This is a genomic window from Psychrobacter proteolyticus, assembly GCF_038155145.1.
Lineage (GTDB): Bacteria > Pseudomonadota > Gammaproteobacteria > Pseudomonadales > Moraxellaceae > Psychrobacter > Psychrobacter proteolyticus_B.
Genome location: NZ_JBAKAY010000001.1, coordinates 411,174 through 437,088 on the forward strand (window position 1 = coordinate 411,174; position 25,915 = coordinate 437,088).

21 protein-coding genes are annotated in these 25,915 nt (G+C 43.2%); 13 read left to right on the forward strand and 8 right to left on the reverse strand.

Going from position 1 to position 25,915, the window contains the following annotated elements; genetic code table 11:
• Window positions 1-43: 43 nt before the first annotated feature.
• Window positions 44-1,573, reverse strand: coding sequence for an acetyl-CoA C-acetyltransferase (locus tag V6252_RS01610; RefSeq protein ID WP_341609009.1), 1,530 nt, complete (start codon window positions 1,571-1,573; stop codon window positions 44-46).
• A gap of 547 nt (window positions 1,574-2,120) precedes the next feature.
• Between V6252_RS01610 and V6252_RS01615 the strand changes: the two genes are divergently transcribed.
• The 4 genes from V6252_RS01615 to V6252_RS01630 all read left to right on the forward strand — a co-directional run bounded on the left by V6252_RS01615 (window position 2,121) and on the right by V6252_RS01630 (window position 7,039).
• Window positions 2,121-3,521 (forward strand): 3-oxoacyl-ACP reductase, encoded by a 1,401-nt coding sequence (locus tag V6252_RS01615; protein WP_341609010.1) that lies wholly within the window; start codon window positions 2,121-2,123, stop codon window positions 3,519-3,521.
• Window positions 3,522-3,845: 324 nt separating this feature from the next.
• Window positions 3,846-4,760: a MaoC family dehydratase gene (locus tag V6252_RS01620; protein WP_341609011.1), complete on the forward strand. Its 915-nt coding sequence runs from the start codon at window positions 3,846-3,848 to the stop codon at window positions 4,758-4,760.
• A gap of 121 nt (window positions 4,761-4,881) precedes the next feature.
• A complete protein-coding gene (locus V6252_RS01625; protein ID WP_425355839.1) occupies window positions 4,882-5,391 on the forward strand; it encodes a beta-lactamase hydrolase domain-containing protein in 510 nt (169 codons plus the stop codon).
• 211 nt (window positions 5,392-5,602) lie between these two features.
• Window positions 5,603-7,039, forward strand: a complete 1,437-nt coding sequence (locus tag V6252_RS01630) for a serine hydrolase domain-containing protein (protein ID WP_341609012.1) — start codon at window positions 5,603-5,605, stop codon at window positions 7,037-7,039.
• A gap of 79 nt (window positions 7,040-7,118) precedes the next feature.
• On the opposite strand, the gene V6252_RS01635 is transcribed toward V6252_RS01630, so the two are convergent.
• The 3 genes from V6252_RS01635 to V6252_RS01645 all read right to left on the reverse strand — a co-directional run bounded on the left by V6252_RS01635 (window position 7,119) and on the right by V6252_RS01645 (window position 11,575).
• The gene (locus V6252_RS01635) at window positions 7,119-8,366 is read right to left on the reverse strand and encodes a cation:proton antiporter (RefSeq protein WP_341609013.1); all 1,248 of its coding nucleotides are present in this window, start codon (window positions 8,364-8,366) and stop codon (window positions 7,119-7,121) included.
• A gap of 250 nt (window positions 8,367-8,616) precedes the next feature.
• Entirely contained in the window at window positions 8,617-10,503 is a 1,887-nt protein-coding gene (gene ilvD, locus V6252_RS01640; protein WP_057759459.1) for a dihydroxy-acid dehydratase, read from the reverse strand.
• A 220-nt stretch (window positions 10,504-10,723) separates the two neighbouring features.
• Window positions 10,724-11,575, reverse strand: a complete 852-nt coding sequence (locus tag V6252_RS01645) for a hypothetical protein (RefSeq protein ID WP_341609014.1) — start codon at window positions 11,573-11,575, stop codon at window positions 10,724-10,726.
• 232 nt (window positions 11,576-11,807) lie between these two features.
• On the opposite strand from V6252_RS01645, the gene V6252_RS01650 reads away from it, so the two are divergent.
• From V6252_RS01650 to dusB, 3 genes are all read left to right on the forward strand, one after another.
• Entirely contained in the window at window positions 11,808-12,248 is a 441-nt protein-coding gene (locus V6252_RS01650; RefSeq protein WP_298807805.1) for an HIT family protein, read from the forward strand.
• Window positions 12,249-12,558: 310 nt separating this feature from the next.
• On the forward strand, window positions 12,559-14,604 hold the full coding sequence (locus tag V6252_RS01655) for a BCCT family transporter (RefSeq protein WP_341609015.1): 2,046 nt from the start codon (window positions 12,559-12,561) through the stop codon (window positions 14,602-14,604).
• A 120-nt stretch (window positions 14,605-14,724) separates the two neighbouring features.
• Window positions 14,725-15,756 (forward strand): tRNA dihydrouridine synthase DusB, encoded by a 1,032-nt coding sequence (gene dusB, locus V6252_RS01660; protein WP_341609016.1) that lies wholly within the window; start codon window positions 14,725-14,727, stop codon window positions 15,754-15,756.
• Window positions 15,757-15,835: 79 nt separating this feature from the next.
• Here the strand turns inward: dusB and V6252_RS01665 are convergent, their stop codons facing one another.
• Window positions 15,836-16,237, reverse strand: coding sequence for a DUF1622 domain-containing protein (locus tag V6252_RS01665; protein WP_341609017.1), 402 nt, complete (start codon window positions 16,235-16,237; stop codon window positions 15,836-15,838).
• Window positions 16,238-16,454: 217 nt separating this feature from the next.
• On the opposite strand from V6252_RS01665, the gene V6252_RS01670 reads away from it, so the two are divergent.
• From V6252_RS01670 to V6252_RS01690, 5 genes are all read left to right on the forward strand, one after another.
• Complete coding sequence (locus V6252_RS01670) at window positions 16,455-17,342, forward strand: SDR family NAD(P)-dependent oxidoreductase (protein WP_296207820.1); 888 nt, start codon at window positions 16,455-16,457, stop codon at window positions 17,340-17,342.
• A gap of 309 nt (window positions 17,343-17,651) precedes the next feature.
• Window positions 17,652-18,689 carry a DUF1852 domain-containing protein gene (locus V6252_RS01675; protein ID WP_341609018.1) on the forward strand — a complete coding sequence of 346 codons (1,038 nt, stop codon included), beginning with the start codon at window positions 17,652-17,654 and terminating at the stop codon, window positions 18,687-18,689.
• 54 nt (window positions 18,690-18,743) lie between these two features.
• On the forward strand, window positions 18,744-19,772 hold the full coding sequence (locus tag V6252_RS01680; protein WP_102090954.1) for a methionine synthase: 1,029 nt from the start codon (window positions 18,744-18,746) through the stop codon (window positions 19,770-19,772).
• Window positions 19,773-19,877: 105 nt separating this feature from the next.
• Window positions 19,878-20,393 carry a flavin reductase gene (locus V6252_RS01685; RefSeq protein WP_341609019.1) on the forward strand — a complete coding sequence of 172 codons (516 nt, stop codon included), beginning with the start codon at window positions 19,878-19,880 and terminating at the stop codon, window positions 20,391-20,393.
• A 113-nt stretch (window positions 20,394-20,506) separates the two neighbouring features.
• Complete coding sequence (locus V6252_RS01690; RefSeq protein ID WP_341609020.1) at window positions 20,507-21,322, forward strand: sulfite exporter TauE/SafE family protein; 816 nt, start codon at window positions 20,507-20,509, stop codon at window positions 21,320-21,322.
• Window positions 21,323-21,469: 147 nt separating this feature from the next.
• Here the strand turns inward: V6252_RS01690 and V6252_RS01695 are convergent, their stop codons facing one another.
• The 3 genes from V6252_RS01695 to lipB all read right to left on the reverse strand — a co-directional run bounded on the left by V6252_RS01695 (window position 21,470) and on the right by lipB (window position 23,656).
• Complete coding sequence (locus tag V6252_RS01695; RefSeq protein ID WP_341609021.1) at window positions 21,470-21,934, reverse strand: hypothetical protein; 465 nt, start codon at window positions 21,932-21,934, stop codon at window positions 21,470-21,472.
• Window positions 21,935-22,091: 157 nt separating this feature from the next.
• Window positions 22,092-22,622, reverse strand: coding sequence for an inorganic diphosphatase (locus V6252_RS01700; RefSeq protein WP_057759479.1), 531 nt, complete (start codon window positions 22,620-22,622; stop codon window positions 22,092-22,094).
• A 194-nt stretch (window positions 22,623-22,816) separates the two neighbouring features.
• On the reverse strand, window positions 22,817-23,656 hold the full coding sequence (lipB, locus tag V6252_RS01705) for a lipoyl(octanoyl) transferase LipB (RefSeq protein ID WP_341609022.1): 840 nt from the start codon (window positions 23,654-23,656) through the stop codon (window positions 22,817-22,819).
• Window positions 23,657-24,048: 392 nt separating this feature from the next.
• On the opposite strand from lipB, the gene V6252_RS01710 reads away from it, so the two are divergent.
• On the forward strand, window positions 24,049-25,533 hold the full coding sequence (locus V6252_RS01710; protein ID WP_425355835.1) for a coniferyl aldehyde dehydrogenase: 1,485 nt from the start codon (window positions 24,049-24,051) through the stop codon (window positions 25,531-25,533).
• Window positions 25,534-25,915: the final 382 nt, after the last annotated feature.

Sequence of the window (25,915 nt, forward strand, 5' to 3'; positions counted from 1 at the left end):
AATAATAAGTCAGTGTATCTTTTCCACTTAAAAGTGACCAAGCTTATTTTTCTAGGATACAAGTTACGCCTTGACCACCTGCTGCGCAGATAGAAATAAGTGCGCGGCCTGAACCTTTTTGATCCAATAATTTAGCAGCAGTAGCTAAAATACGACCACCAGTTGCCGCAAATGGATGACCTGCCGCTAGTGATGAACCGTTTACGTTTAGCTTGCTACGATCAATAGAGCCTAGCGGTGCATCTAAGCCTAGGCGCTCTTCACAGAATTTCTCATCTTCCCAAGCAGCTAAGGTTGATAGTACTTGTGAAGCAAAGGCTTCATGAATCTCGTAAAAGTCAAAGTCTTGTAGAGTCAGACCAGCGCGCTCAAGCATACGTGGTACCGCATAAGCTGGTGCCATTAGTAAGCCTTCTGTAGTACCAGATTTACCAATAAAGTCTACCGCTGCGGTTTCTTGGTGGACGATATAAGCAAGTGGCTTTAGACCGTGCTCTTTTGCCCACTCATCAGTACCTAGTAGTACACAAGAAGCACCATCAGTAAGCGGCGTAGAGTTGGCAGCTGTCATCGTTGGATTGGCATTTTTTCTACCAAATACTGGCTTTAATTTACCCAGTTTTTCTAAGGTAGTATCTGGACGCAAGTTGTTATCACGAGTCAAGCCTTTGTACGGTGTGATTAAGTCGTCAAAGAAGCCTTCGTCATAAGCGCGTGCTAGGTTTTGATGGCTGTTAAATGCAAGCTCATCCTGCGCTTCACGGCTGATATTCCACTCAAGCGTGGTAATCGCTTGATGATCGCCCATTGATAAACCAGTGCGCGGCTCACCATTTTGCGGTGAATCGATTAAGTCTTTTGGATTGAGACCCATTAGCGCTTTTAGACGTTGTTTGTTGTCTTTTGCTGCACCAAGTTTGATAAGTACTTTACGCAAGCCATCGCCGACAGCGATAGGAGCGTCAGAAGTAGTATCTACACCGCCAGTGATTGCCGAATCGATCAGACCAAGTGCAATCTTGTTAGCAGAAGCAAAGGTCGCTTGTAAGCCAGTACCGCAAGCTTGTGAGATATCATAAGTTGGCGTATGTGGGTTTAGCGCGGTATTCAATGTGGCTTCACGAGTAAGGTTGATATCACGGCTAAGTTTCATCACTGCGCCAGATACCACTTCACCTACTGTTTCGCCTTGCAGGTTATAACGCTCAACCAAACCGTCCAATGCAGCGGTTAGCATGTCTGTGTTGCTAACATCAGCGTATGATCCATTTGAGCGCGCGAATGGAATACGGTTACCACCTAAGATCGCAACACGATTCAGATTTGAAGCTGGTTTGGTTGTGCTGGCTTTTTTAGCTGGAGCAGGTTTTTTGGCAGCAGTGGTTTCTACTTTTTCATCGACCGCTTTTTTACTAGCAGTTTCTTTAGCGCTAGTATCTTTAGCGCTATTGTCTTTAGTCGAGGTATTTTTTGCAGCGGTTTCTTTTTTTGCTGTATCTGATTTTGTATCCGTTGCTTTAACAACTGTACTTTCAACAACAGGGCTATCTGGATGATTGTTTTTATTACTCATAATATTATCCTTAAAAAGTATGGGTAGAAGTAAAAAGTGATAGGTAACAATAAAAATAGTTAAGTTATTTTATACAAGCAAATATTATCACTTATTACGCAATACAGTTGTTTATCATAAGGCGTTTTTATTCACTTAATGTATCTCTTTAGCAAACTATGTGACGCTTGTATGAGGTCGGTAGTAGATTCATGACCATGACGCATCGCTCTAATAGACTGGCTAGTAAGAAATATTAGCATTGCATAACAGTACGTTTGATAATATATTGTTATCAATAATTAAGTATGCCATAACCTATAGGTCAGATTTTAACATGTTATAGTGGCGCTTAACGCTGCTAAATACGACTGGCTTGTATACTGACTTGTTTACAGATTGTTGTAGACATTATCTGTTTTTGGACTTGTTTATAAGGGAAGTGTATAGTTAGGCTAGTTTTGAGGCGATTTACTAAATTTAAATAATTACGATGTCAATGTCTCTATATAATAGATTCATTGCATTTTTTATTATTATACGAATCATTAATTATAAGGATTATATTATGTCAGACCGTTACGGTGATTTTGTTCAATCTTCTATTGGCAAAAAAGTAGCAAAAAACTTAGGTTTGCCGATGCCAACGACGCTTGATCGTTTCGAAAGCGGCGAGCGTTTGGTGCGTGGTAGCGTATTGGTTGGCCGTGCTACTGGTGATGACAAGAGTGTCAGTGAGTCTGTTGCCCGTATCCTGTCAGACGTCCATGCCGAAGTATATGTAAACAGCAGTGATGACATCAAAGACGCACTTGCTGATGCAGGCGTTGAGGCAAAAGCCAACACGGGCGGCGATGATCAATTCAAAGTATTGCTTTTTGATGCCAGTAATATCAGCAATGCTGAACAGCTAAAAGAGCTTTATGAGTTTTTCCATACAGTTGCACGCCGCGTAGAAAAATCAGGCCGTGTGGTTGTGGTTGGCCGTACGCCAGAGAACATCACTGATATTGAATTTGCAATGGCTCAACGCTCGCTTGAAGGTTTTGTGAAATCAGTGGGTAAAGAGTTTAAGCGCGGTATCACAGCGCAGCTGATTTATGTTGAAGAAGGCGCAGAGGAAAACCTAGATTCAACCTTACGCTTTTTTACCTCAGCTCGTTCAGCTTACGTATCAGGACAAGTAGTACGTGTCAGTAAAGGCAGCTCAGTCGATGTTGACTGGAACCAGCCTTTGGGCGGCAAGACTATGCTAGTGACTGGCGCAAGTCGCGGTATTGGCGAAGCCATCGCTCGTGTATTGGCTCGTGAAGGGGCTCATGTTATCTGTCTAGATGTACCACAGCAGCAAGCTGACCTACAAAAAGTTGCTAGCGAAATCAGCGGCTCTGCTTTGACAGTAGATATCACTAGTGAAGACGCTGGTGCAGAAATCGCTGACGCTGCTCAAAAACGTGGTGGTCTAGATTCAATCATTCATAATGCTGGCGTGACTCGTGATAAGACGTTGGCTAAGATGGATGAGAAAAAGTGGAACATGGTCATTGATATCAACTTGACCAGTATCGCTAGATTGAATCGCTACTTGTTGGACAATGACGTACTGAAAGAAAATGCACGCATCGTATGTGTATCATCAATTTCAGGTATCGCTGGCAACATGGGTCAGACTAACTATGCCACTTCTAAAGCTGGGGTGATTGGTTTGGTTAACGCAACTGCCAAGCAATTAGAAGACAATGCTAAAGGCATGACGATCAATGCAGTCGCTCCTGGTTTCATCGAAACCCAAATGACAGAAGCCATTCCGTTTGCTATTCGTGAAGCTGGTCGCCGCATGAACTCAATGAGCCAAGGCGGCTTGCCAGTAGATGTGGCTGAGACTATCGCATGGTTCGCGTCACCTGCGTCTGGCGGTCTAAATGGCAACACGGTTCGCGTCTGTGGTCAAAGCTTACTTGGTGCGTAATGTTGATTAATTGACAGGTATATGTGAGAAATAAGGTACGGATAGAGACAGTAGCTGTATCATATGAGGTATTATTTCTCGTTTGTATCACATATGCTTACGAAATAATCTCTGATAAAGTGTAATAAAGCTGCCCAAGGGTGGCTTTTTTATGATAAAAACACAAGAACCAATAGCCAAACTATTTTTTGCTATTAAAGATACTCATGAGGTTGATTAAATTTAATGCTTATTAGATGATTTAATAGTAGGCTTTAGTCAATGACTGCAGATTGTCTTTATATACGTTAAAGAACTTGTTCAAGCCACACTTAGGATGTACTTATGTCAGACAAACATTATGATGCGTTGCCAAAAGCGCACACCACTTATGCCAATATTGTCAAAAGCTTATTGCCTATCGGTAATGGTGGCAAGGTCAGTAGAGACCAGTTGCCACAATCTACTTACTATGTAGATGACTTGCATATCGATCAAGAAAACCTAGATGATTATCGCAAAATTTGCGGTTTTGCTGATGATGGTAAAGTGCCAGCGACTTACTTCTCGGTACTTTCACAGACGCTACAGATGAACATGATGGTCAAAGAGCCATTCCCATTTGCCATGTTAGGTCTTGTCCATGTCGATAATAGCGTCACCCAGTATCGCCCGATTGGAGAGCGTGAAACGGTAGCAATGTCGGTCACTTTTGATAACCTGCGCGATCATGCCCAAGGTCAGCAGTTTGACTTCGTGACTATCGTAAAGTCAGAAGATGAAGTCATCTGGGAAGGTACGTCGACTTATTTATCACGTAGCAAAAAACCTAGCAGTAAAGATAAGAAGAGCGTGCCGCGTCCAGTCATGGTCAAGCCTGAAGTAAACGAAGAGGGTGTTCATAGCATTTTTGAAGTGCCAGAAGATATCGGTCGTCGTTATGCTTTTGTCTCAGGCGATTTTAACTTGATTCATTTGCATCCACTATCAGCACGTGCGTTTGGTTTCCCTAAAGCGATTGCGCACGGTATGTGGTCAAAAGCTAAGTGTCTTGCTCTAATGGGTGACTTGCCTGATGCTTACACAATTGACGTCTCATTTAAGCTGCCTATCTTTTTGCCAGCTGAAGTAGAGCTGATTGCTGAGCCAGTAGCTCAGCTCAAAAACGTAGATGATACTTGTGAGTTTGGACTGTATAGCTCTAAAAACAATAAACCGCATTTGGCGGGTGTTGTAACCCTAAAGAGCGACAGCAAGTAATATAAACATCATAAAGCTTCTATTTTAACAGCCATATTTAACGTACATATTTATTATTATGACTTCACAAAACATGCCTTCAGAAGAAAACGCGATAGACGTAGATCAAACAGATAGCTCGATGACGACTGATACGGTCGCTGCTAACGATAGCGGTGCTAACATGCATATTAGTGCCGATAATGGCATCGATTTAGCCGATATCTTTGAGCCTTATTTTCGTCCCGATGCAAACACTATCGTGTGCGGTGCATTAGACGATGAAAAAGTCGTGGCTTTAGCGAAAGCGGGCGTCGAGCTGGTCATCAACTTGCAGCCTGATGACGAGTTGAGCTTTGATGAGGCATCAGCAGTTGAGCAAGCAGGTATGCACTATGAACAGCTGCCTATCAGCGGTGCTAAAGAGCTAAAGCAGCTTAAGATATTGGCGTTTGATAATGTGCTACGCCAGCACCATGGCAAGAAAGTCGCTATGCATTGTAGGTCGGGTAATAGAGTAGGAGCAGCAATAGCGCTGCGGGCAGGATGGTTGCGCGGGCGTAAGATGGATACGGCTATGGCGCGTGGACGCAGCCATGGTTTGACCAAGCTTGAACAAGAGGTCCATAATCGTTTGCTAGTACCGCGTTAACTAAATTTACAGCACTGCATTTCAATGCTGTCGTAGACGTTAGCAAACTCTAAAAATATCATTGAAACAAACAATAAAAAAGGCGACCAATAGGTGGCCTTTTTTATTGGCTCACAATTCATTTATACTGGTTCAAATATTTTATATAGCTTGTGTATTACTATCATCTTAAAAATACAATAATTTATATCACTGGAGCAAGGTAATAATAATGGATCATAATACAGAAAATTCTAGTACACTCATAAACGTTGACTTTCAAAAAAACTTACAGCAATTACTGACAGACTTACAGCTTGATGATGCACTTGCTGGCGGGGCTGTGGCCGTGTATCAGGCAGGTCAGTGTATTGCACAAGCCAGTACAGGTATGGCACGTCCTGATATGCCGTGGCAGCCCGATACGTTGGCCATTAATTTCTCTACCGGTAAAGGGGTATTGGCAACGTTGGTTCATGTGCTGGTTTCGCAGCAACTGCTTGAATATGACAAACCTATTGCCCATTACTGGCCAGAATTTGCTGCAAACGGCAAAGACCAAATGACGTTGCGACAAGTCATGTCACATCAGGCCGATTTGTTTTCGATTCAAAGTATTGATGTCGATAGCGAGACGGTACTTGATTGGAATACGATGCTGCGCCACATTGCAGCGATGCCCATTACCTCTCCCGAAGATGCGACCAAATATGATAGCGCTTATAGTGCATTGATCTATGGCTGGGTATTGGGCGGCGTAGTAGAGGCGGTTACTCATTTGTCGCTAGCTAAAGCCCTGCGCCAGTATCTAACAGAACCTCTGGGTATTGCCGACAGCTGCTATTTTGGTGTGCCAGATAGCAAAGTAGATCAGGTGGCAAAATTGGCCAAAGATTTTGAAGAAACAGAAGATACGAGCACCCAATTAAAATCGAAACGCCAAAAACCAACCTTAACAGTAGACTCTCAAGAGACTTTACGTACTTATGCAAGCTTACCTAGTTATCATCGCTGGCAACAGAAAATGCTAAACGATAAGCATGCAGCTGAGACGCAAAGTAGCCTTGATGACAGCCTTGATGAAAAGCTAGATAGCTCTGATATTGATAGCGTACAGCCTGTATTGAATACTGCGCGTATTAATAGCTTATATTTTAATACCAGTCAGCTCAATCTAAAAAATTATAAATCAGCGCTGATACCTGCTGGCAAACATGCTCTTGATTATCATAACCGCCAGACGTTACAAGCTGTCATTCCAGCGGCAAATGGTGTCGCTTCCGCTAAAGCACTGGCAACGATTTACGCAATGCTCGCTAATGGCGGTATATGGCAAGGAAAAATACTGATCGATAGTGCTACTTTTGAGCAGTTATCTACGCCGCAGGTTGAGGGTTTAGATGCGGTTATGCCAGCGGCTATGAAATGGCGATTGGGCTACCATAGATTATTTAGCTTGTATGCTAACAACGATGATGCGGATAGGAGAATGAGTCCTGCTTTATCAGGATTTGGGCATATGGGATATAACGGCTCGGTTGCTTGGTGTGACCCTGAGCGCCAATTGTCATTTGCCTTTATTCATAATTTTGATACCACTATGCTCAATGATATTCGTCAGTTTGCATTGACAGAAGCCGTCTTGAGCTGGGTAGAAGAGATACTTTAATATTTTTAAGAGTTAATAATTCTTAGCTCATTCAGATAACTGTTAAGTGACTTGAAGACATACTCTAGCAGCATTAATTTTAATGCTGCTTGTTTGGTGTCATTTTGAGCAATCTTGATGCACTGAGACCATGGATAAAGATAGAAGTCAAAATAACAATCGAACAGACAATCCACAATTTAAGCGCATCCTCATCCGCGAAAAAGCCTTGATTGAGCGCATAGGACAGATAGTACAGGGTACCGATACCGCGAATACCCAAAGCTGATATCGCATATTTCTCGGTATGTGGTAAGTTCAATCCTGATAAGGCAATAAATCCACCAATTGGACGTATAAGTAGTAAGAAGGTAAAGCTGACGATATAGACGCGCCATGTCAGCTCGACGCCTGCCTGTAACCCTTGACCGAGGAACATGCCGAAGATAACCAGCACTAATGACATTAGTAAGCCTTCTGATTGCTCAGCGAAATCATGCAGTTTTTGATGATAGGTATGCTCACACTCCGAGCGACGAAACGCAAATGCGGCCACAAATACAGCGATAAAGCCATAACTATGTACATACTCGGCAAGACCATAGGCTAGTAGCGTCAATGCAATAACCACATAGCCTTGCGAGATGGTAGTCTCACGGGTATGTTTAGAAAACACGACTTTGGCCAATAATTTCCCAACCAATATACCTACCACTACGCCTGCGCCAATCTTCCATAAGACATCATGAGTAAACCACGACCATAGCATCTCGTAAGTAAAGGCTTTGCCTTCGCTGAACGCTTCTGCAATCTTAATCGCTAGGTACACAAACGGAAAAGCCAAACCGTCGTTCAACCCTGCCTCTGACGTTAAGGTAAAGCGCGGAGTGTCTTCTCCTCCTGTATTGGGAGGTCCAACCTGAATGCTCGAAGCCAACACTGGATCAGTAGGGGCAAGTACGGCACCCAATAAAATAGCTGCACCAAGGCTCAAACCAAACGCGTAATACCCCAAGACTGCCATCGCAAAAATACCAATAGGCATGGTAATAAGTAGCAGTCTTACTGTTGGTCGCCATAATCGCCAAGACAACTCTGTGTCGATTTTAATACCAGCACCAACCAATGAAACCAATACAACAATCTCAGTCAGTTTTTCGATAAGTAAGCCGTTATCAAGTGGGTCTAAAAAGGATAAAGACGTCCACCAGTAGCCCATCATCAGACCGAAGCTGACTTGGAGCATCGGTAAAGAGATAGAGGTGCGCTTAAAAATAACAGGAAACAAGGCCCCTAGTAAAAAGGCAATCCCACAGATTAATAAGAATAAGTTATATTTTTCAATCATAAGGTTTACGCACGTCGCTATGTTTTAAGGGTCGATTTTAAGAAGGTAATTCTAGTTATTGATGACAATTCACAGCAATAGTTGATAGTCAGTCACTGATACTCTTTATCATGACGTCAAAATAAAATAATTACCGCAAAAAATAGTTATCAAAACGACCGCTACGTTGTTTTTTGGTGAAAAAAAAGCCTGCATTGCGCAGGCTTAATATATTTTTATCAGTATGTCTGTATCATCAATAGTTTACAGACTAGCGCTCGACTTGACTCACGTCACGTACGGCACCAGTATCAGCACTGGTAGTCATAGCCGCATAAGCACGTAATGCTGGCGAAACATGACGGTCACGGTTGACAGGTTTCCATGCATCACGACCACGCGCTTCCATGGCTTCTCGGCGAGCGGCTAAGTCTGCATCGCTTACTTGCATGTTGATGGTACGATTTGGGATATCGATATGAATACTATCGCCTTCTTCGACCAAACCAATCGCCCCACCTTCAGCAGCTTCTGGGCTAGCATGACCAATTGATAGACCTGATGTACCACCAGAGAAGCGACCATCTGTCAGTAGGGCGCATTCTTTACCCAATCCTTTTGACTTCAGATAAGTCGTTGGGTACAGCATCTCTTGCATACCAGGGCCGCCTTTAGGGCCTTCGTAGCGAATGATGACCACATCGCCTGCAACGATTTGGTCAGCCAGTACCGCAGCAACCGCATCATCTTGCGATTCAAATAGACGTGCTCGACCAGTAAAGGTCAAGATGCTTTCGTCGACGCCTGCGGTTTTGACCACACAGCCGCGCTCAGCGATATTGCCATATAGTACGGCTAAGCCGCCATCTGTAGAGTAGGCGTGTTTGGCACTACGGATACAGCCTGACTCACGGTTGACGTCGAGGTTTGACCACTCTTTTGATTGTGAGAATGCTTCTGTGGTACGTACGCCACCAGGTGCTGCAAGGAAGCGTGCGCGAGCTTCATGGTTGTCAGGGTTCATGATGTCCCACTTATCAATCGCTTCTTTCATCGTTGCGCTATGGATAGTTGGCACGTCAGTTTTTAATAACTCAGCACGGTCGAGTTCAGCCAATAATGCAAAGACACCGCCAGCACGATGCACGTCTTCCATATGGTACTTCTGTGAGGCAGGCGCTACTTTTGCCAGGCAAGGCACACCGCGACTTAGACGGTCAATATCAGCCATCTTAAAATCGATCTCTGCTTCGTTGGCAGCTGCAAGTAAATGCAAGATGGTATTGGTAGAACCACCCATGGCAATATCTAAGCTCATGGCATTTTCAAAAGCAGCTTTGGTAGCGATAGAGCGTGGTAGTACAGAGTCATCATCTTGCTCGTAGCGACGTTTAGCAAGCGACACAATGGTACGACCCGCTTCTAAGAATAGCTCGCGGCGCAATGAATGGGTAGCTAGCAGTGAGCCGTTGCCTGGTAAGGCTAGGCCTAAAGCTTCGGTCAAGCAGTTCATCGAGTTGGCGGTAAACATACCAGAGCACGAACCACAAGTAGGGCAGGCTGAAGCTTCAATAGCAGCGACGTCTTCATCACTGATGCTATCATCAGCAGCGTCCATCATTGCATCGACTAGGTCAAGTTTGCGAACGGCACTGCTGTCACTACTATCCGTATTATGGCTCTTACCAACGGTACTGGCTAAGATTTTGCCTGCTTCCATTGGGCCACCTGAGATAAACACCACTGGAATGTTAAGGCGCATGGCGGCCATCAACATACCCGGAGTGATTTTGTCACAGTTAGAAATACAAACTAGTGCATCTGCACAGTGAGCATTGACCATATACTCGACAGAGTCAGCGATCAAATCGCGGCTTGGTAGCGAGTACAACATACCGCTATGGCCCATCGCAATACCATCATCGACCGCAATGGTATTGAACTCTTTTGCAACGCCGCCTGCTTGCTCAATCTCACGGGCGACCAGTTGTCCAAGGTCTTTTAGATGCACATGGCCGGGTACAAACTGGGTAAAAGAGTTAGCAATCGCAATGATTGGCTTGCCAAAGTCGCCGTCAGTCATGCCGGTTGCACGCCATAATGCGCGCGCGCCTGCCATATTACGACCGCCGGTAGAGGTTTTTGAGCGATAATCCATGTGATATTCCTTACAAATAGGCGGGGTTATAAAAATGTGCACCCTCAGTTTTAATAGGGATAGTGTGCTTTTTATAGAGAGTGAGTACTAGTGAATAATACTAATTCGTTACCATACCATTAGATATGAATAACTAAAAACAATATGCTAATAACAGTGAATTAATAATAACGAATTAATAACCACAAGCGATGAACGAAAAAACAGTTATTCAAAATAGTTATTCAATGCGTTCTAATATGGCTTTGTCAAACCAAGGAAGATCAGCTTTGTCTGCTTCTAATTTCACAATAGCTGCAAGCGCATGAGTAGCCAGTAGCTGTTGGTAATCACTACTAGCTTCAATCGTCAACAGTGACTCGGCAGGTAGTGCTTGCGTGTTAGGGTTTAGCTCGTCAATACTAATTAATATTTGCTTATTGTTTTTATAAAGGACGTCTACACGACCAAAAAACTGCCAGTCTTTAAAAGCGGCAATAATAGCGTCGGCAGCATTCTTAGTATATACCTGCTGCGTCTCTTTACCCGTATTGGTCCAGTGTAGCCGTACAGCCAACTGCAATGCCTCACTAAAGACTACCAACGAGCCGATAATTTTTACATGCCAAGGACTGGTCAGCAGCTCCTCGTCAATGCCAATTAATTTGGCAGCTTCGTGAGCCGACATGGGTGTATTGAACTGAATCAGTAGCTCAGGAGTAAGCGGATGCGTCTGTTTGATCGCATCATCTAAACTGTCATAGTGATACAAAAAAGGCAGTGGCAAATCTTGCGTGACAGTCTTCTTTATAATTTTACAATTGTGTATCTGCCAGCTGATGGCTTTATCAGTCAATGCTTCTGCTAATATGATAGCGTTCGGATCAATGGTTTGAGTAGTGTTTTCAGACTCAATGTTAGGTTGCGCTGGGTCAAGTTGGTCTGAGGCAATGCTGTTAGATACAGAGAGACCTTCTCCAAAAACTAGGGTCGCTCCAGATAATTGGGCTGCTTCATCGAGCAAAGCGTCAGTATTGTTGTCTGAGCTATCTAAGTTGTTTGATGTATTGGTCGGCAAAGTAGGCAAATCCATAAACATAGCGTTGTTAAAATAGAGGGTTAATATAACATTTTAAGGGCATGGCCCGCCAATAAATTAGTGAGCTAGTATGGTTGGAATATGGCTTGATATTTTTCAAATTCGATTGTCATACTGACTTGTACTAAGGCTATATTTCGTCCACTATATGACAGATGCTTTTATCTATTTTGGATAGCTATTAAGCTATTAATTAACTGATAATAAAACCCTTAAAGGAAAAATAATGACTGAATTGAATCAACAGACCACTTATGATGACAATAATATCTTTGCCAAAATGCTAGATGGTGATATTCCATATCACAAAGTATATGAAGATGATAAAACGCTCGCCTTTATGGATATCATGCCGCAAGCAGAAGGCCATGTATTGGTGATACCAAAGCAAAAAGCGGTAGATCTGGCCGATCTTGAGCCAGAGTACGCTGCTGCGGTATTAATGACCTCTAAAAAGGTAATGCAAGCCCAGCGTCAAGTTTTTGAGCGTGAAGGCGTTATCCAAATGCAGTTGAATGGCTCACAAGCAGGTCAAACAGTCTTTCATTATCATGTGCATCTCATTCCATCAAGTATCCATGAGTTGGGAGGTCATGCAGTGACCCAAGCCGACAACAATGATTTGGCAGATATTGCGCAGAAGTTGGCGGCAGTGATTGATGCCTAGTTAGGAAACAGATTGCTTCTATTTAGGTACAAAAAATATTGGTATTTACGAATTAGCGAGCATTTATAGGTTATAAATCACTAAAAAAATATATATACAATCAAAAGGCAGCTAGCAAGCTGCCTTTTTTATTTTCTTGGTAATAGTCATGTAACATTCGTTAAAGTCATGTTACGAGTTGAACGCTTGTCTAGGGTTTTGGAAAAGAGTGTGATAATTATTATAACCATTCACACATACTTTCTAATCTTTGCCTTAATTAAAAATTTTCATAAAAAGGCATTGTTAACTTTTGAGGATATTATCTTTCATGAGTAAATTACCTCGTTCGACTATTTTATTACCAGTCTTTGTACCTGCAGCAATTATTATGCTGCTATTGGTCATTGGTACCGCGATCAATCCTGAAGCAGCGGGTGCTCTGTTTAGTGATGTGCTTAGTTTTACGACTGAGACATTCGGCTGGTTTTATATGCTGGCAGTGGCACTGTTTTTGATGTTCATTATTGTACTAGCGTTTTCGTCTTATGGCAGTATCAAGCTGGGCCCTGATCATGCTGAGGCGGAGTACGGATTCCTTGAATGGTTTGCCATGCTGTTTTCGGCAGGTTACGGGATTGCGCTACTGTTTTATGGGGTAGCGGAACCAGTGATGCACTTTTCAAGTCCGCCAATGTCGGATCCGCAAACTATTGCCGCGGCAAAAGAAGCGATGCAAATTGCGTATTTTCATTGGGGTTTTCATATTTGGGCGATTTATGGTGTCGTTGGTTTATCACTAGCTTATTTTGCGTTTCGTCATGGTCTACCACTATCAATACGCTCGACGCTGTATCCGATTATTGGTGAAAGGATTCATGGCCCTATCGGTCATACAGTCGATGTGTTTGCGATATTAGGTACGATGTTTGGTATTGCGACCAGTCTTGGCTTATCAGTGTCGCAAATTAATGCGGGACTCAATTATCTATTGCCAGATATCATTCCAGTGAATACGACCGTACAGGTGATTGCCATTGCCTTGGTGACAGCCGCGGCACTGGTATCGGTATTGGCAGGGATGGATAAGGGTGTAAAACGCTTATCTATTTTAAATATGCTATTGGCAACTGCATTAATGCTGTTCGTATTTGTTGTCGGTCCGACCATTTTTATCTTGAACGCCTTTATGGAAAATACAGGTAGTTATTTGGGTAATATTGTCGAGCGTACCTTTAGCTTGCAGGCATACGAGAATAGCAATTGGATCGGCAGCTGGACCTTATTTATTTTTGCATGGACAATTGCGTGGGCACCTTTTGTGGGTCTGTTTATCGCCAAGATTAGCCGTGGTCGTACTATTCGTGAGTTCGTATTGGGTGTGATGCTGGTACCGACCTTCTTTACGTTCTTCTGGTTTTCGGTGTTTGGTGATACCGCGCTACACATGATTATGGTCGATGGTTATACCTCATTAATCAGTGAAGTACAAAACAACCAAGCGATTGCTTTGTTTAAACTGTTAGAGAATCTACCATTTACTGAATTTGTGTCGTCGTTGACCATTTTATTGATTATTACCTTTTTTGTGACGTCATCGGATTCTGGCTCATTGGTAATCGACTCGCTAGCGGCAGGTGGTCGCAGTGATACACCATGGTGGCAGCGTAGCTTTTGGGTAGTGACTGAAGGTGCTGTCGCAGCAGTATTACTACTTGCAGGTGGTTTAGAAGCCCTACAAACAGCGGCTATCGTTAGTGCGTTACCATTTGCGATTATTATTCTTATTTCAATGTTTGGTATGTGGCGTGCGTTACGTATCGAAGGACATCGTAATCAGAGCCTCGGTAATGACAACAGACTGCCGCCGCATCTACTCAAACCGTCTGCATGGCGCGAGCGTATTGACTATATGACCGATAAGCCAACGCGTGAAAAGGTCTTAAGTTATATCAAAGAAGTGGTTATGCCTTCGATGATGGAGGTGTCGTCTAAATTTGCAGAAACTGGTTGGACGACTGAGGTCAACTATGACGCGGTTAATAACCGAGCCGTATTAGAGCTACAGCGCGGTGACGATGTTGAATTTTGGTATGAGGTGCGCTTATCTGAGCATGATGCGCCTGATTATTATACTGAAGACAGTGCGGATACCTTGCCACAAGAGCATCATCATCGCGCTGAGGTGTATCTACGCCGTGGTGGTCAGACCTATGACTTATACGGCTACAAATCTGAATCAGTGATTAATGACATTATTGATCAGTTTGAGAAATATTTACATTTCCTCAATGTATCGCCTGATAGTCTACCGTGGCGCATGCAAGAGCATGATGATGACATCACACTAGAGCAGGGCAGTGTGCTTGATAAATAATTAGAGTAATTGTTTGAAATCACACATCATTCATGCAAGTTATTCACGTTAATCGCTTGCATTATGTGCACGAATCCTTAGAATAACGGCTTGTTTTCCTTACAAATCAAGCCGTTTTTTATGTCTATTGATTCTCCCATTTTACCTTCGTCCTCGCCTTTGTCTGACCATCCATTGTTGCAGCTATTAAATATCGGTGGCCTGACGATTGAAAATCGTTTGATGGTCGCACCGATGGCAGGCGTGACGGACAATCCTTTTCGTCGATTGTGCAAATCATTTGGTGCAGGTCATGCGGTCAGTGAAATGATCATCGCTGATACGGCGCTTTATGCGCGCAAAAAATCCTTGTACCGTGCCAATTTTGACAATGAGATTGCGCCTATCTCGGCACAGATAGCAGGTGCTGAGCCGGATAAACTGGCTGAAGCAGCCCGCTATCAAATTGATAATGGTGCACAGATTATCGATATCAATATGGGCTGTCCGGCCAAGAAGGTCTGTCGTAAGCTGGCAGGCTCTGCATTGTTGCAAGATGAGGATTTGGTCGCGCGATTACTAGATGCAACGGTCAATGCCGTTGATGCACCTGTCACGCTAAAGACACGTCTGGGTTTTGAAAACGGTCGTGAAAACATCTTACGAGTCGCCAAGCGTGCTGAGCAGGCAGGTATTGCAGCGATTGCTATTCATGGACGTACGCGTGAAGACATGTATACAGGCAATGCACGCTATGAGCTAATACGCGAAGTCAAAGAAAGCATCAGTATTCCTGTCATTGCCAATGGAGATATCGATAGCGCACAAAAAGCCCAACACGTCTATGAGATGACAGGCTGTGATGCGGTGATGATTGGGCGTGCTGCACAAGGGCAACCATGGATATTTCGCGATATTGAGCATTTCTTGCGTACTGGCGAGCGTCTAGAGGCACCGAGCGTTAGTGAGATAAAAGAGATCGTACTGGCTCATTTGCAAGAGCTTTATGATTTCTACGGGGAGTACTCAGGCTGCCGCATCGCTCGTAAACATATTGCATGGTATACGACAGGTATTCCAAATTCTAATGCCTTTAGACAGGCGATGTATGGCGAAGAAAGCACGGCTGGACAATTCAAAGTTGTCGAAACTTTTTTGCAGGCGCATGAGTAGCAATCGCTTAAATCTTGTTTTATAAACTCGTGCTAATCATGTCGATGCATCGTTTTTTGATGGTGCTTTTATCTAACAGCTATGCTTTGTCAATTGGCACAGTATGATTGTCAGTATCAGACGGTTTGTCAGGCGCAGGTTTTCTATTTTGCCAAGGGAATCGACCTTCTAGTTCAACCTGTAACGATAAGCTTAAAAAGGTTCGAATCAGTACGATAAAACCTAGCACCAGTACGCTGCGTAGCGATGGCTCGGTGACGACAGTAGCCACGATATCAGCGGCAATCAGCACTTCTAACCCCAACAATATAGACTTGCCTACAGTCTGTCTGATTTCAACATAAGTATCATTGTTGAAATGACCAGACGCTCGAAAAGCTTTATACAAAGCAAGAAATAGCCCAAAAAACATAATGAGGACGCCAATGACTTCGATCATTTTGGCAATTAAGTCGATATAGTGAGTTAGTGTGTCTATCAAGCAGATACTCCTCATAATTAATCAGAAAAAAGCATGGTACTTAACACTTAGTAATTAACAACAAGCTAAAAATGTACTTATAAATATTTATGTCGACGAAATTTGTAAAAGTCCCGTTAGCTAACGCCCACTATGGTTTTGTTCACTCCATACGACATTTTTTTGCTATGCTATAACCGAATACCAATAACTATAGAATAAACGAAAAGGACTTTTTATGGCCAATCTCTCGAAAAAAGCAATTACCAAAGCCGTCAAAGGCAAGAATATTATCATCACAGGCGCTTCAAGTGGTATCGGCGAACGTACGGCTTTTTTGCTCAGTGAATGCGGCGCGCATGTTATTTTGCTGGCCCGTACTGAAGATAAGCTAAAAATGGTCAAAGAAAACATTGAAACGCTTGGCGGCGCGGCTAGCTACTATCCATGTGATCTGACCAATATGGATGAGATTGAAAAAACCAGTGAAAATATTTTGGCTGACTTTAAGCATGTCGATGTACTAGTCAACAATGCAGGACGTTCGATTCGCCGTTCAGTGCATGAATCGGTCAACCGTTTTCATGACTTTGAACGTACCATGGAGATTAATTATTTTGGCGCGGTCAAAATTATTCTTGGCTTCTTGCCAACGATGATTGGTCGTCAAACTGGTCAAATCGTGAACATATCCTCAATTGGGGTATTGGCAAACAGCCCTCGCTTTTCAGCGTATGTCGCGTCAAAGGCGGCTTTAGATGCATTTAGTCGCTGTTTGGCTGCTGAAGTCAAAGGCGATAATATCAAAGTGACCAATATCTTTATGCCACTTGTGCGTACCCCGATGATTGCGCCAACTAAGCTGTATCGCTATATGCCAGCACTGATGCCTGACGAAGCCGCGATGATGGTCGCAAAAGCCATCGTTCATAAGCCAAATAGCATTGCTAGTAATATGGGTAAATTTGCCTCGGCGACTTATTCACTGGTACCAGCCTTTAACGTTGGCGTTCAGTCCATTGGCTATCGCATTTTCCCAAGTTCGACCGCTGCGCAAACGACTGATAGCAAGCCTAACCTTGCTCAGCGCGCCTTTGCCAAAATTCTTCCTGGTGAGCATCACTAGAATCAATTTGTTATCAGGCTCAAATTTGAATAAGAAGGATACTACGGTGTCCTTTTTTTATGCCTCAAATACTCTTAAGCAGTATAAAAGCCTTCTTCGCCGCCAGTGTGTGAAAGGCTTAGTTATACGTTAAGTGAACTCTTAAAACTTCCGCTGTTAAATTTCCTTTGTATCTCTAATTTTTAATAAGATGAATAAAATTCACCTTATGTTTAAATTGTATCGTTTTTATTCATGTTTAGATTTCGGTATGATTCACCTCATACACAGATTTGGTTTTATCTCAGATAAATAAGGTAGCGGATCACCATGAGTAAAGAATTCAATTGTTCAATTAAGCACATTCGTTTTGACGAAAACTATCAGCCTGCAGACAGCACGCGTTTGACGACTAACTTTGCAAATTTGGCACGCGGCGAGCACCGCCAAGAGAACTTACGCAAAACGTTAACCATGATCAATAACCGATTTAATGCATTGGCGCATTGGGACAATCTGACAGCAGATCGTTATTCTGTTGAAGTTGATATCATCTCTGTCGATCTGGATGTTAAAGGCAATGGTCAGACATTTCCTATTATCGAAACGCTAAAAACAACGATTGTGGATCACAAAGAAAACAAGCGTATCGACGGTATGGTTGGCAACAGCTTCTCCTCTTACGTGCGTGATTATGACTTTAGTATTGTGTTACCAGAGCATCGCGACAAAAACCTAGCATCCATAACGCCAGATAATTTTGGTGAGTTGCACGGTAAGCTGTTTCAATATTTATTGAATTCAGAAGCTTACAACGCTCACTTTCACAAAAAACCTGTGATTTGCCTGAGCGTGTCAACCAGCAAGACTTACTATCGTACTGTCAATCAGCATCCTGTATTGGGTATTGAATACAAGCAAGATGAATACTCGTTGACCGACGATTATTTTCATAAAATGGGCTTAACGGTACGTTATTTTAAGCCTGAAGGAAGCGCCGCGCCATTAGCATTTTATTTTGCAGGGGACTTGCTCAGTGATTACACCGATCTTGAGCTGATTAGTGCAATCAGTACTATGGAGACCTTTCAGAAGATTTACCGTCCTGAGATTTACAATGCCAACTCAAGCGCTGGCCAAGTGTATCAACCTAGCTTGAATTACCAAGACTATTCATTGACTCAAGTGGTCTATGACCGCGCCGAACGTAGTCAAATGGCAGTGACCCAAGGCAGATTTACTGAGACGCATTTTATTAAGCCGTATCAAACAATCCTTGAGGAATGGGCTGCAAGCTATGATGTAACAGGCGAGGATACTCAAAAAGAAGCTGCTGATAAAGAAACAGCTAGGAAACAAGCCGCTTAACTGAGCATTACTCATCAACATAATAAAAAATAAGTTAATTAGAAGATAAATCGTATGAAACTACTATTACCGACGTCTACCGCTGGCAGCTTACCAAAACCGTCTTGGCTAGCAGAACCCGAGAAAATTTGGTCACCTTGGGCGTTAGAGGGCGAGCAGTTGCTTGAAGCCAAGCAAGATGCGCTACGCGTATCATTGCAAGAACAACAGCATGCAGGGATTGATATTGTCAGTGATGGCGAGCAGACCCGTCAGCATTTTGTGACTACATTCATCGAGCACCTTGATGGTGTTGACTTTGAGAAGCGTGAAACGGTCAAAATCCGTAATCGCTACGATGCGAGTGTGCCATCAGTCGTTGGTGCGGTGAGTCGCCCGAAGTCCGTGTTCGTTGATGATGCCAAGTTTTTACGTCAGCAAACCGACCAGCCAATCAAATGGGCGTTGCCAGGGCCGATGACGATGATTGATACGTTATATGACGGTCATTATAAAAGCCGTGAAAAATTGGCTTGGGAATTTGCTAAAATTCTGAACCAAGAAGCGAAAGAATTAGAAGCGGCTGGCGTTGATATTATCCAGTTTGATGAGCCTGCATTTAATGTATTCTTTGATGATGTGAACGACTGGGGTATTGCAACTTTAGAGCGCGCTATTGAAGGTCTAAAGTGTGAGACAGCTGTCCATATTTGCTACGGTTATGGAATAAAAGCTAATACTGATTGGAAAAAGACACTGGGCTCAGAGTGGCGCGAATACGAAAAAGCGTTCCCTAAACTGCAACAGTCGAAAATCGATATCATCTCACTGGAGTGTCAAAACTCACGTGTACCTATGGATCTGATTGAGCTGATTCGCGGTAAAAAGGTGATGGTTGGTGCCATTGATGTGGCAACCAACACTATCGAGACACCAGAAGAGGTGGCAGATACGCTACGCAAAGCGCTACAATTCGTTGATGCTGACAAGCTGTATCCTGCGACCAACTGCGGCATGGCACCTTTGTCTCGCCAAGTCGCCCGTGGTAAGCTCGCGGCATTAAGCGCTGGTGCTCAAATCGTTCGTCAAGAACTGACTGCTTAGAGTTGAGCCGTTTAGGAAATTCTATTTAAAGAATTTCCTTTGTAAAACTAAAATTGAAGCACAATTTTTTAACGTTATTTTTTAATGTTTCCCAGGATTGAAGCAATGATTAAAGATAGGATTGACGCGACCGACTTTAGAGATGCCATGTCTTTGTTAACGACTGCGGTCAATGTGGTGACCACAGCAGGTGCAACGGGCGTGCATGGGTTTACAGCATCGGCAGTATGTAGTGTCACAGACACACCGCCGACCTTGCTTGTCTGTATGAATCAAACGTCTCGGTCACATGGCTACTTTCTGGAAAATAAGATTCTAAGTGTCAATGTGTTAGGCGCGCAACATGAGCAGCTATCCAATGCTTTTGCCTCTAAACTGTGTTCAGAAGAACGGTTTGAATATGGTTCTTGGACACAATTACAAACAGGCGCTCCTGTATTGGAGGATGCCTTGGTCAGCTTTGATTGTGAGATTGAACAAATTCAAGAAGTCGGCACGCATAGCGTCTTTATGTGCCACGTTGTCGCCATCAATCAGGCTGAGCCACAAGGCGGAACTGATGAAGGGTTGGTTTACTTTAATCGTGCCTATTCTAGAGTTGGGCAAGTGGAACTTGTTTAATCCAATACCTATTATCCAACACCTAAGCCTATGGGCTATTGCTCGTGCAATATTGAGCAGTCATTTAACTATAATAATCATCTCATTAAATCTAAATAAGAAGTAACTATCCTGTGGAATTAATAACTTTTTTAATAATAGGGGCGCTAGCAGGATTTGCTGCGGGGCTATTTGGAGTAGGCGGTGGCACTATTATCGTACCACTGCTATTTATTGTCTTTACGCAAATGGGTTACAGTCCTGACAGTATTATGCACTTGGCCTTGGGTACTTCACTGGCGACTATTATCGTTACATCCATAAGCTCGCTCATGGCGCATAACAAAAAGGGCGCAGTCATGTGGCCTGTCTTTAAAAATCTGACGCCAGGTTTGGCGATAGGGTGCTTTTTAGGGGCGGGGATCGCAGGACAGATATCTGGGTTGTATCTGCAGTTGATTGTAGGTGTGTTTTTGCTTTGGGTCGCTTATAAAATGTTTATGGGTGGCAAAAAGAAAGCAAATAGCGATGCTGGCAATGTCCATATAGCTTTGCCCTCAAAACCTAAGCAATTAGCAGCAGGGGCGGGTATCGGTATCGCTTCTGCTATTTTTGGGATTGGCGGTGGTAGCTTAACCGTACCTTACCTCACGCGTTACGGTGTAGTTATGCAAAAAGCCGTTGGAACCTCAGCAGCTTGTGGATTGCCTATCGCGATTGCAGGTGCGCTAGGATTTATGTTCTTTGGCATGCAGGCGCAAGTTGATGTGCCCAATACGATTGGCTTTGTTCACATCTATGCTTTTTTGGGCATTAGCATCATGAGCTTTTTCACCGCCAAGCTAGGCGCAAAAGTCGCTCATGCATTATCACCGCAGTTGCTGAAAAAATGCTTTGCAGTACTGTTAACCATCGTAGGCTGTTACTTTTTATATAAAGGATTACTCTAAGTAGTTCGAGATTAGCAGATGCGATAAGATACTTTAGAAGCAGGTGTTCTATTAGCATACTGGCTAGCTACATTCTTAAATTATAGCTTGCCGGTATGTAGTCTTATAGAAGGTATGTTTATTCAGCCCTTTATTTAGCTAAATTACTTAACCAAATACTCGCCACAATATCCAAAATATTCCTATCATCAAGACAGCAATGACGAGCAGTCGTTTTAGCCAATAAGGTAGTAGGGGTTTCTTGTAGCCTAAGTCATTCAACTGACTATCGACACCATCTTGTAGCCCCTTAAACCCTTGACTCTGTTTGGTGGTTTTAACACGATTTTTTACCAATAGCCCAGGCTCGTCTTCTTCTTGTTCTCTATCAAAGCTGATGGCTTGATTTGGAATGCCTTGTTTACTAGCGATAGTATTGAGCTTCTGTTGTTGCTTTACCTTTAGCTGAGTCTCATAAGCATCAATTCTACTTTTGGCTTCATCCATACTGATGTTTTCGTCTGCCGCCAAAGTTTTAATGGCCATTACTAGGTTGTTTTTTTCGACCATCATAATGACGTCTCTTGGCAACTTGGTATTGACCGGTTTTGCGCTAGGGTCGGGGTTAAACATGACTGTCCTTATTACGGCGTATAAGTGTGAATGAGTAATATGCTCATTATAACCATGTTAGATAAGCAATGTTCAAGCAAAAAAATACCGCGGCCACTATGGTGACTGCGGTATTGTATGATTTATCGTTATTGGTATTTTTGCCAATATTTGATAATTATAGATCTTTCCAGCGTTGGATAGACTCTTTGATAACTTCTTTCGCTTCGGCGACATCACCCCAAGATTCAACAACCGTCGTACCAGCTTTTTTCAGGTCTTTGTAATGGCTGAAATGGAACTCTAATTGGTTGATCAACTGCTTTGGTAGGTCTTCTAAGCTGTTGTAAGCATTGCCTGTGTCACGGTCGTCAGCAGGGACAACAACGATTTTGTCATCTACTTCGCCATCATCAACAAACTTCATTACGCCGATAACTTTTGCTTTTAAGAAAATACCAGTCGGTAGTGGCTGCTCAGTCAATAGCAATACGTCAAGCTCATCGCCGTCTTCGTCAAGTGTTTGTGGGATGAAACCATAGTTACAAGGTTTAGCAAAAATCTGTGGGTCAATACGGTCAAGCTCAAATACTGCTAATTCGCGATTCCACTCAATTTTATGGCTGCTACCAGCTGGGATCTCTACTACTACGTTGATGATGCCGCCGTCTACGTCGCCTGCGTCCAAAATTTTGTTAAAATCTGCCATAAAATGCTCCAATTTGCTTTTGTTTTAAATGTTTGAATAAGGGGTTGAGCTAGGGACACAGCAAGGATAGTTGCTGCGTCCGATTTGTACTGCATGCGATTATAGCAAGTTTGTACTGAATTTTCTCTTAATGCTTAAGTCTAAGCGTGCAAGATATTATGCAAAAAAAGATTATGCAAAAACGGGCTCAAAACTCACTTAGGCGCGATAGCTCGCAACTCAATCAGTCCAGCATGGCGCTTGGCGATATTATCAATAAGTTTTTGAGTGACTGTTTCATAGCTGAATAAATCGCTCATTTGCTGCTCGGTTTGCGCCTCTGGCTCTGTTTGCTCTGAATCTGTCTGCATGGCTACAAAGTCAGACAGTCGCAACATTTGCATGCCAGCATAGCCACAAGGATTAATGGCGTTAAATGAAGATAGGTCACAATTTAAATTAATCGCAATACCATGGTAGCTAAAGCCATGCTTAATCTTAAAGCCTAGCGAGGCCATTTTGCCAAGCATAATCTTATTATCAAGAGAGTTGTCATCTGTAGAGGTACTGTCATCTGTTGCAGCAGTATCTGCATATAAGTAGACACCAGGGGCATCACGGCGCGCATGAGCACTGATATTGTCGCTGCTAGATGGTGAGCTACGCAAACAGTCATTGATGACGTCTTCTATCGCTTGCTCAGCATGGGAGACAAGATTGCGCACACTCCATTTGAGGCTGTCCAAGTCAAACAACCAATAGAGCACTAACTGTCCATGACCGTGCCATGTCACCTGACCACCGCGATCGGTCTTGATGATAGGCGTATCAGTACGCTGTAATATGTGTTCTTCTTTGCCTGCCTGTCCAAGCGTGTAGACATCGTTATGATCGACAATCCATAATTCATCAGGCGTACGCAGCCCTTGTCGTTTCTTTAGATCGATACGTTCAAGGGTGCGTGCTAGCATCGCATCGAGAGTAGGGACATAATCGGCCGCTGAGAGAGATTTGCTGACAAGCGTATCATTAAGGAGTTGTGTGTCATTTTGCATGAGAGTATCTGTCTTATTATTATCAAGTTTAAAATAAATAATGCTCATCGGTAGTGTAGCAGTTTTGGCGACTATCGCCCAAAGATATATACTGTCGTAATGTCTGCAAGTGGTGTAAATGCTAACAATGGACGAAAAAGTAACTGGTATAGAACAGTGGTAGGTCGCTTACAAAGGTACTGTTAGTACAGACGCAGTAGTCAACCAAAGGTGCTGTTCATTGCTCAGTCGATGCGCTACATTAAAGTGTGATGAATGGAATCTGATGAAATTTATAGTCAGAGTAGGTTATCAAAGAGTGCACCTGACTAGAAAGATAGAGCCTCTAACCCAATATAATGTAGTGACTACAAACCTTATGACTATTACTATGATTATGACAAGGAAGACAAATGACAGATAGCAACCAAAGCGCCCATGAGCAGCCAGTGACCGAGACTGGTTTTGCGCTGCAGCGTGTGCCTGAAGCCCTAAGTACGGCGACGACTATCGATGAGATGAAAGCGCAATTTTCACGCTTGCAAATGTTAAGCCGCACCCAGCCAATCAACGATTGGGGCACTCGTACGATGCAGCTAGACAATCTAGAAGTGATGCTTAGTGATAACCAAGAGAGTTTTGCAAAGGCGATTAGTGCAGATTTTGGCTATCGTAGCCGGTCAGAGACGCAGTTTGCTGAGTTGTTTCCTAGCTTTACCGGTATTAGCCACGCCAAAAAACACGGCAAAAAATGGATGAAAGCACATCGTGCGCCGATTTCAGCGCTATATATGCCAGCCCATAATGAAATCCAACCTCAGCCATTGGGTGTGGTCGGTATCATGGTGCCTTGGAACTATCCGTTATTTTTAGCAATCGGCCCAATGATTGATGCAATCACCGCAGGCAACCGCATAATGGTCAAGATGAGTGAAGCCGCGCCGCAATTTGCTCAGACGTTTGCTGACGCCATTGCTCGTTATTTTTCGCCAGATATGATCTGTGTGGTACTCGGTGAAGTTGAGATTGCCGCTGCCTTTAGTGAGCTACCATTTGACCATCTGCTATATACCGGATCGACTGCGGTGGGCAAAAAGGTCATGGCTGCCGCTGCGCCAAATCTAACACCAGTGACGCTTGAGCTTGGCGGTAAATCACCAGTGATTGTACTAGATGATGCCAATCTAGAGTCTGTCGTTAATCGTGTGATGATGGGTAAGACACTAAATGCTGGACAGACGTGTATTGCGCCAGATTATGTTTTGATTCAGCGCCAATACCATGACCAGTTTATCCAACTCGCAAAAGAGTGGATGACCAAGCATTATCCTGATATCGAAGAAAACCCAGATTACTCTCGCATTATTAATAGTGAGCAGTTCAAACGGGTAAAAGGCTATCTAGATGCACTAACAGGTGGTGAGGTACATGCGTTAACTGCCGTTGAGCCTAATATAGAAACCCGTCTAATGCCGCCAGTCATCGTCAGCGAGCCTGAGCCTGATAGCGACCTTATGCAAAACGAGATTTTTGCCCCGATTTTGCCGCTGATGCATTATGAGACGCTTGATGATGCCATTTACTTTGTGAACTCGCGTCCACGTCCATTGGCGCTATATGTGTTTAGTGACAACTACAGTAGTATCGAAAACGTGCGTAACAATACGGTCTCGGGTGGTCTGTGTATCAACGAAGTTTTGATACATGTGGCTCAGCACGATTTGCCATTTGGTGGTGTGGGTGATTCTGGTACTGGCGCGTACCATGGTAAGGCTGGCTTTGAACGTCTAAGCCATATGAAGCCAATTTTTGTCCAAACTAAACTCAATGGTCTGAACTTACTATTGCCGCCTTATGGTGGACTGTTTAAAAAGGCGATGGCGCTGTTTTTGAAATAACGATTCTTTAGTTAAACATTTTATAGTAGCTATAGGAATTAATAGTAACCTTTTTTAATCGATTCCATAACCAATAGCACCTATCCAGATAGGTGCTATTTTTTTGTCTAAAATATGACTTCTCAAATATAGATTTCTCAAATTAAGAGCGACTTGTCATAAGAGCTTTATCAAGATTATCGTAAATTTATATACTGAACTAATCGACAAATAAGCGTTTGTCATCACTTCTATAAATCGCTACACTTTGTAGTAAGTCTAAACAACAGTAGATAGTAGCTGAATGGTCTAGAGCCAGCATTGGTAAACATGATATAGACCTTTCAGCTGATTTTTAGTTCTATTGTTCTAATAGTGATTTCATGCCGATACAACATAATAA

Excerpts from the sequence above, each read along its gene's own strand:
- V6252_RS01610 (WP_341609009.1), bottom strand. The coding sequence starts at position 1,573 with ATGAGTAATAAAAACAATCATCCAGATAGCCCTGTTGTTGAAAGTACA.
- V6252_RS01615 (WP_341609010.1), top strand. The coding sequence starts at position 2,121 with ATGTCAGACCGTTACGGTGATTTTGTTCAATCTTCTATTGGCAAAAAA.
- V6252_RS01620 (WP_341609011.1), top strand. The coding sequence starts at position 3,846 with ATGTCAGACAAACATTATGATGCGTTGCCAAAAGCGCACACCACTTAT.
- V6252_RS01625 (WP_425355839.1), top strand. The coding sequence starts at position 4,882 with ATGACGACTGATACGGTCGCTGCTAACGATAGCGGTGCTAACATGCAT.
- V6252_RS01630 (WP_341609012.1), top strand. The coding sequence starts at position 5,603 with ATGGATCATAATACAGAAAATTCTAGTACACTCATAAACGTTGACTTT.
- V6252_RS01635 (WP_341609013.1), bottom strand. The coding sequence starts at position 8,366 with ATGATTGAAAAATATAACTTATTCTTATTAATCTGTGGGATTGCCTTT.
- ilvD (WP_057759459.1), bottom strand. The coding sequence starts at position 10,503 with ATGGATTATCGCTCAAAAACCTCTACCGGCGGTCGTAATATGGCAGGC.
- V6252_RS01645 (WP_341609014.1), bottom strand. The coding sequence starts at position 11,575 with ATGGATTTGCCTACTTTGCCGACCAATACATCAAACAACTTAGATAGC.
- V6252_RS01650 (WP_298807805.1), top strand. The coding sequence starts at position 11,808 with ATGACTGAATTGAATCAACAGACCACTTATGATGACAATAATATCTTT.
- V6252_RS01655 (WP_341609015.1), top strand. The coding sequence starts at position 12,559 with ATGAGTAAATTACCTCGTTCGACTATTTTATTACCAGTCTTTGTACCT.
- dusB (WP_341609016.1), top strand. The coding sequence starts at position 14,725 with ATGTCTATTGATTCTCCCATTTTACCTTCGTCCTCGCCTTTGTCTGAC.
- V6252_RS01670 (WP_296207820.1), top strand. The coding sequence starts at position 16,455 with ATGGCCAATCTCTCGAAAAAAGCAATTACCAAAGCCGTCAAAGGCAAG.
- V6252_RS01675 (WP_341609018.1), top strand. The coding sequence starts at position 17,652 with ATGAGTAAAGAATTCAATTGTTCAATTAAGCACATTCGTTTTGACGAA.
- V6252_RS01680 (WP_102090954.1), top strand. The coding sequence starts at position 18,744 with ATGAAACTACTATTACCGACGTCTACCGCTGGCAGCTTACCAAAACCG.
- V6252_RS01685 (WP_341609019.1), top strand. The coding sequence starts at position 19,878 with ATGATTAAAGATAGGATTGACGCGACCGACTTTAGAGATGCCATGTCT.
- V6252_RS01695 (WP_341609021.1), bottom strand. The coding sequence starts at position 21,934 with ATGTTTAACCCCGACCCTAGCGCAAAACCGGTCAATACCAAGTTGCCA.
- V6252_RS01700 (WP_057759479.1), bottom strand. The coding sequence starts at position 22,622 with ATGGCAGATTTTAACAAAATTTTGGACGCAGGCGACGTAGACGGCGGC.
- lipB (WP_341609022.1), bottom strand. The coding sequence starts at position 23,656 with ATGCAAAATGACACACAACTCCTTAATGATACGCTTGTCAGCAAATCT.
- V6252_RS01710 (WP_425355835.1), top strand. The coding sequence starts at position 24,049 with ATGACAGATAGCAACCAAAGCGCCCATGAGCAGCCAGTGACCGAGACT.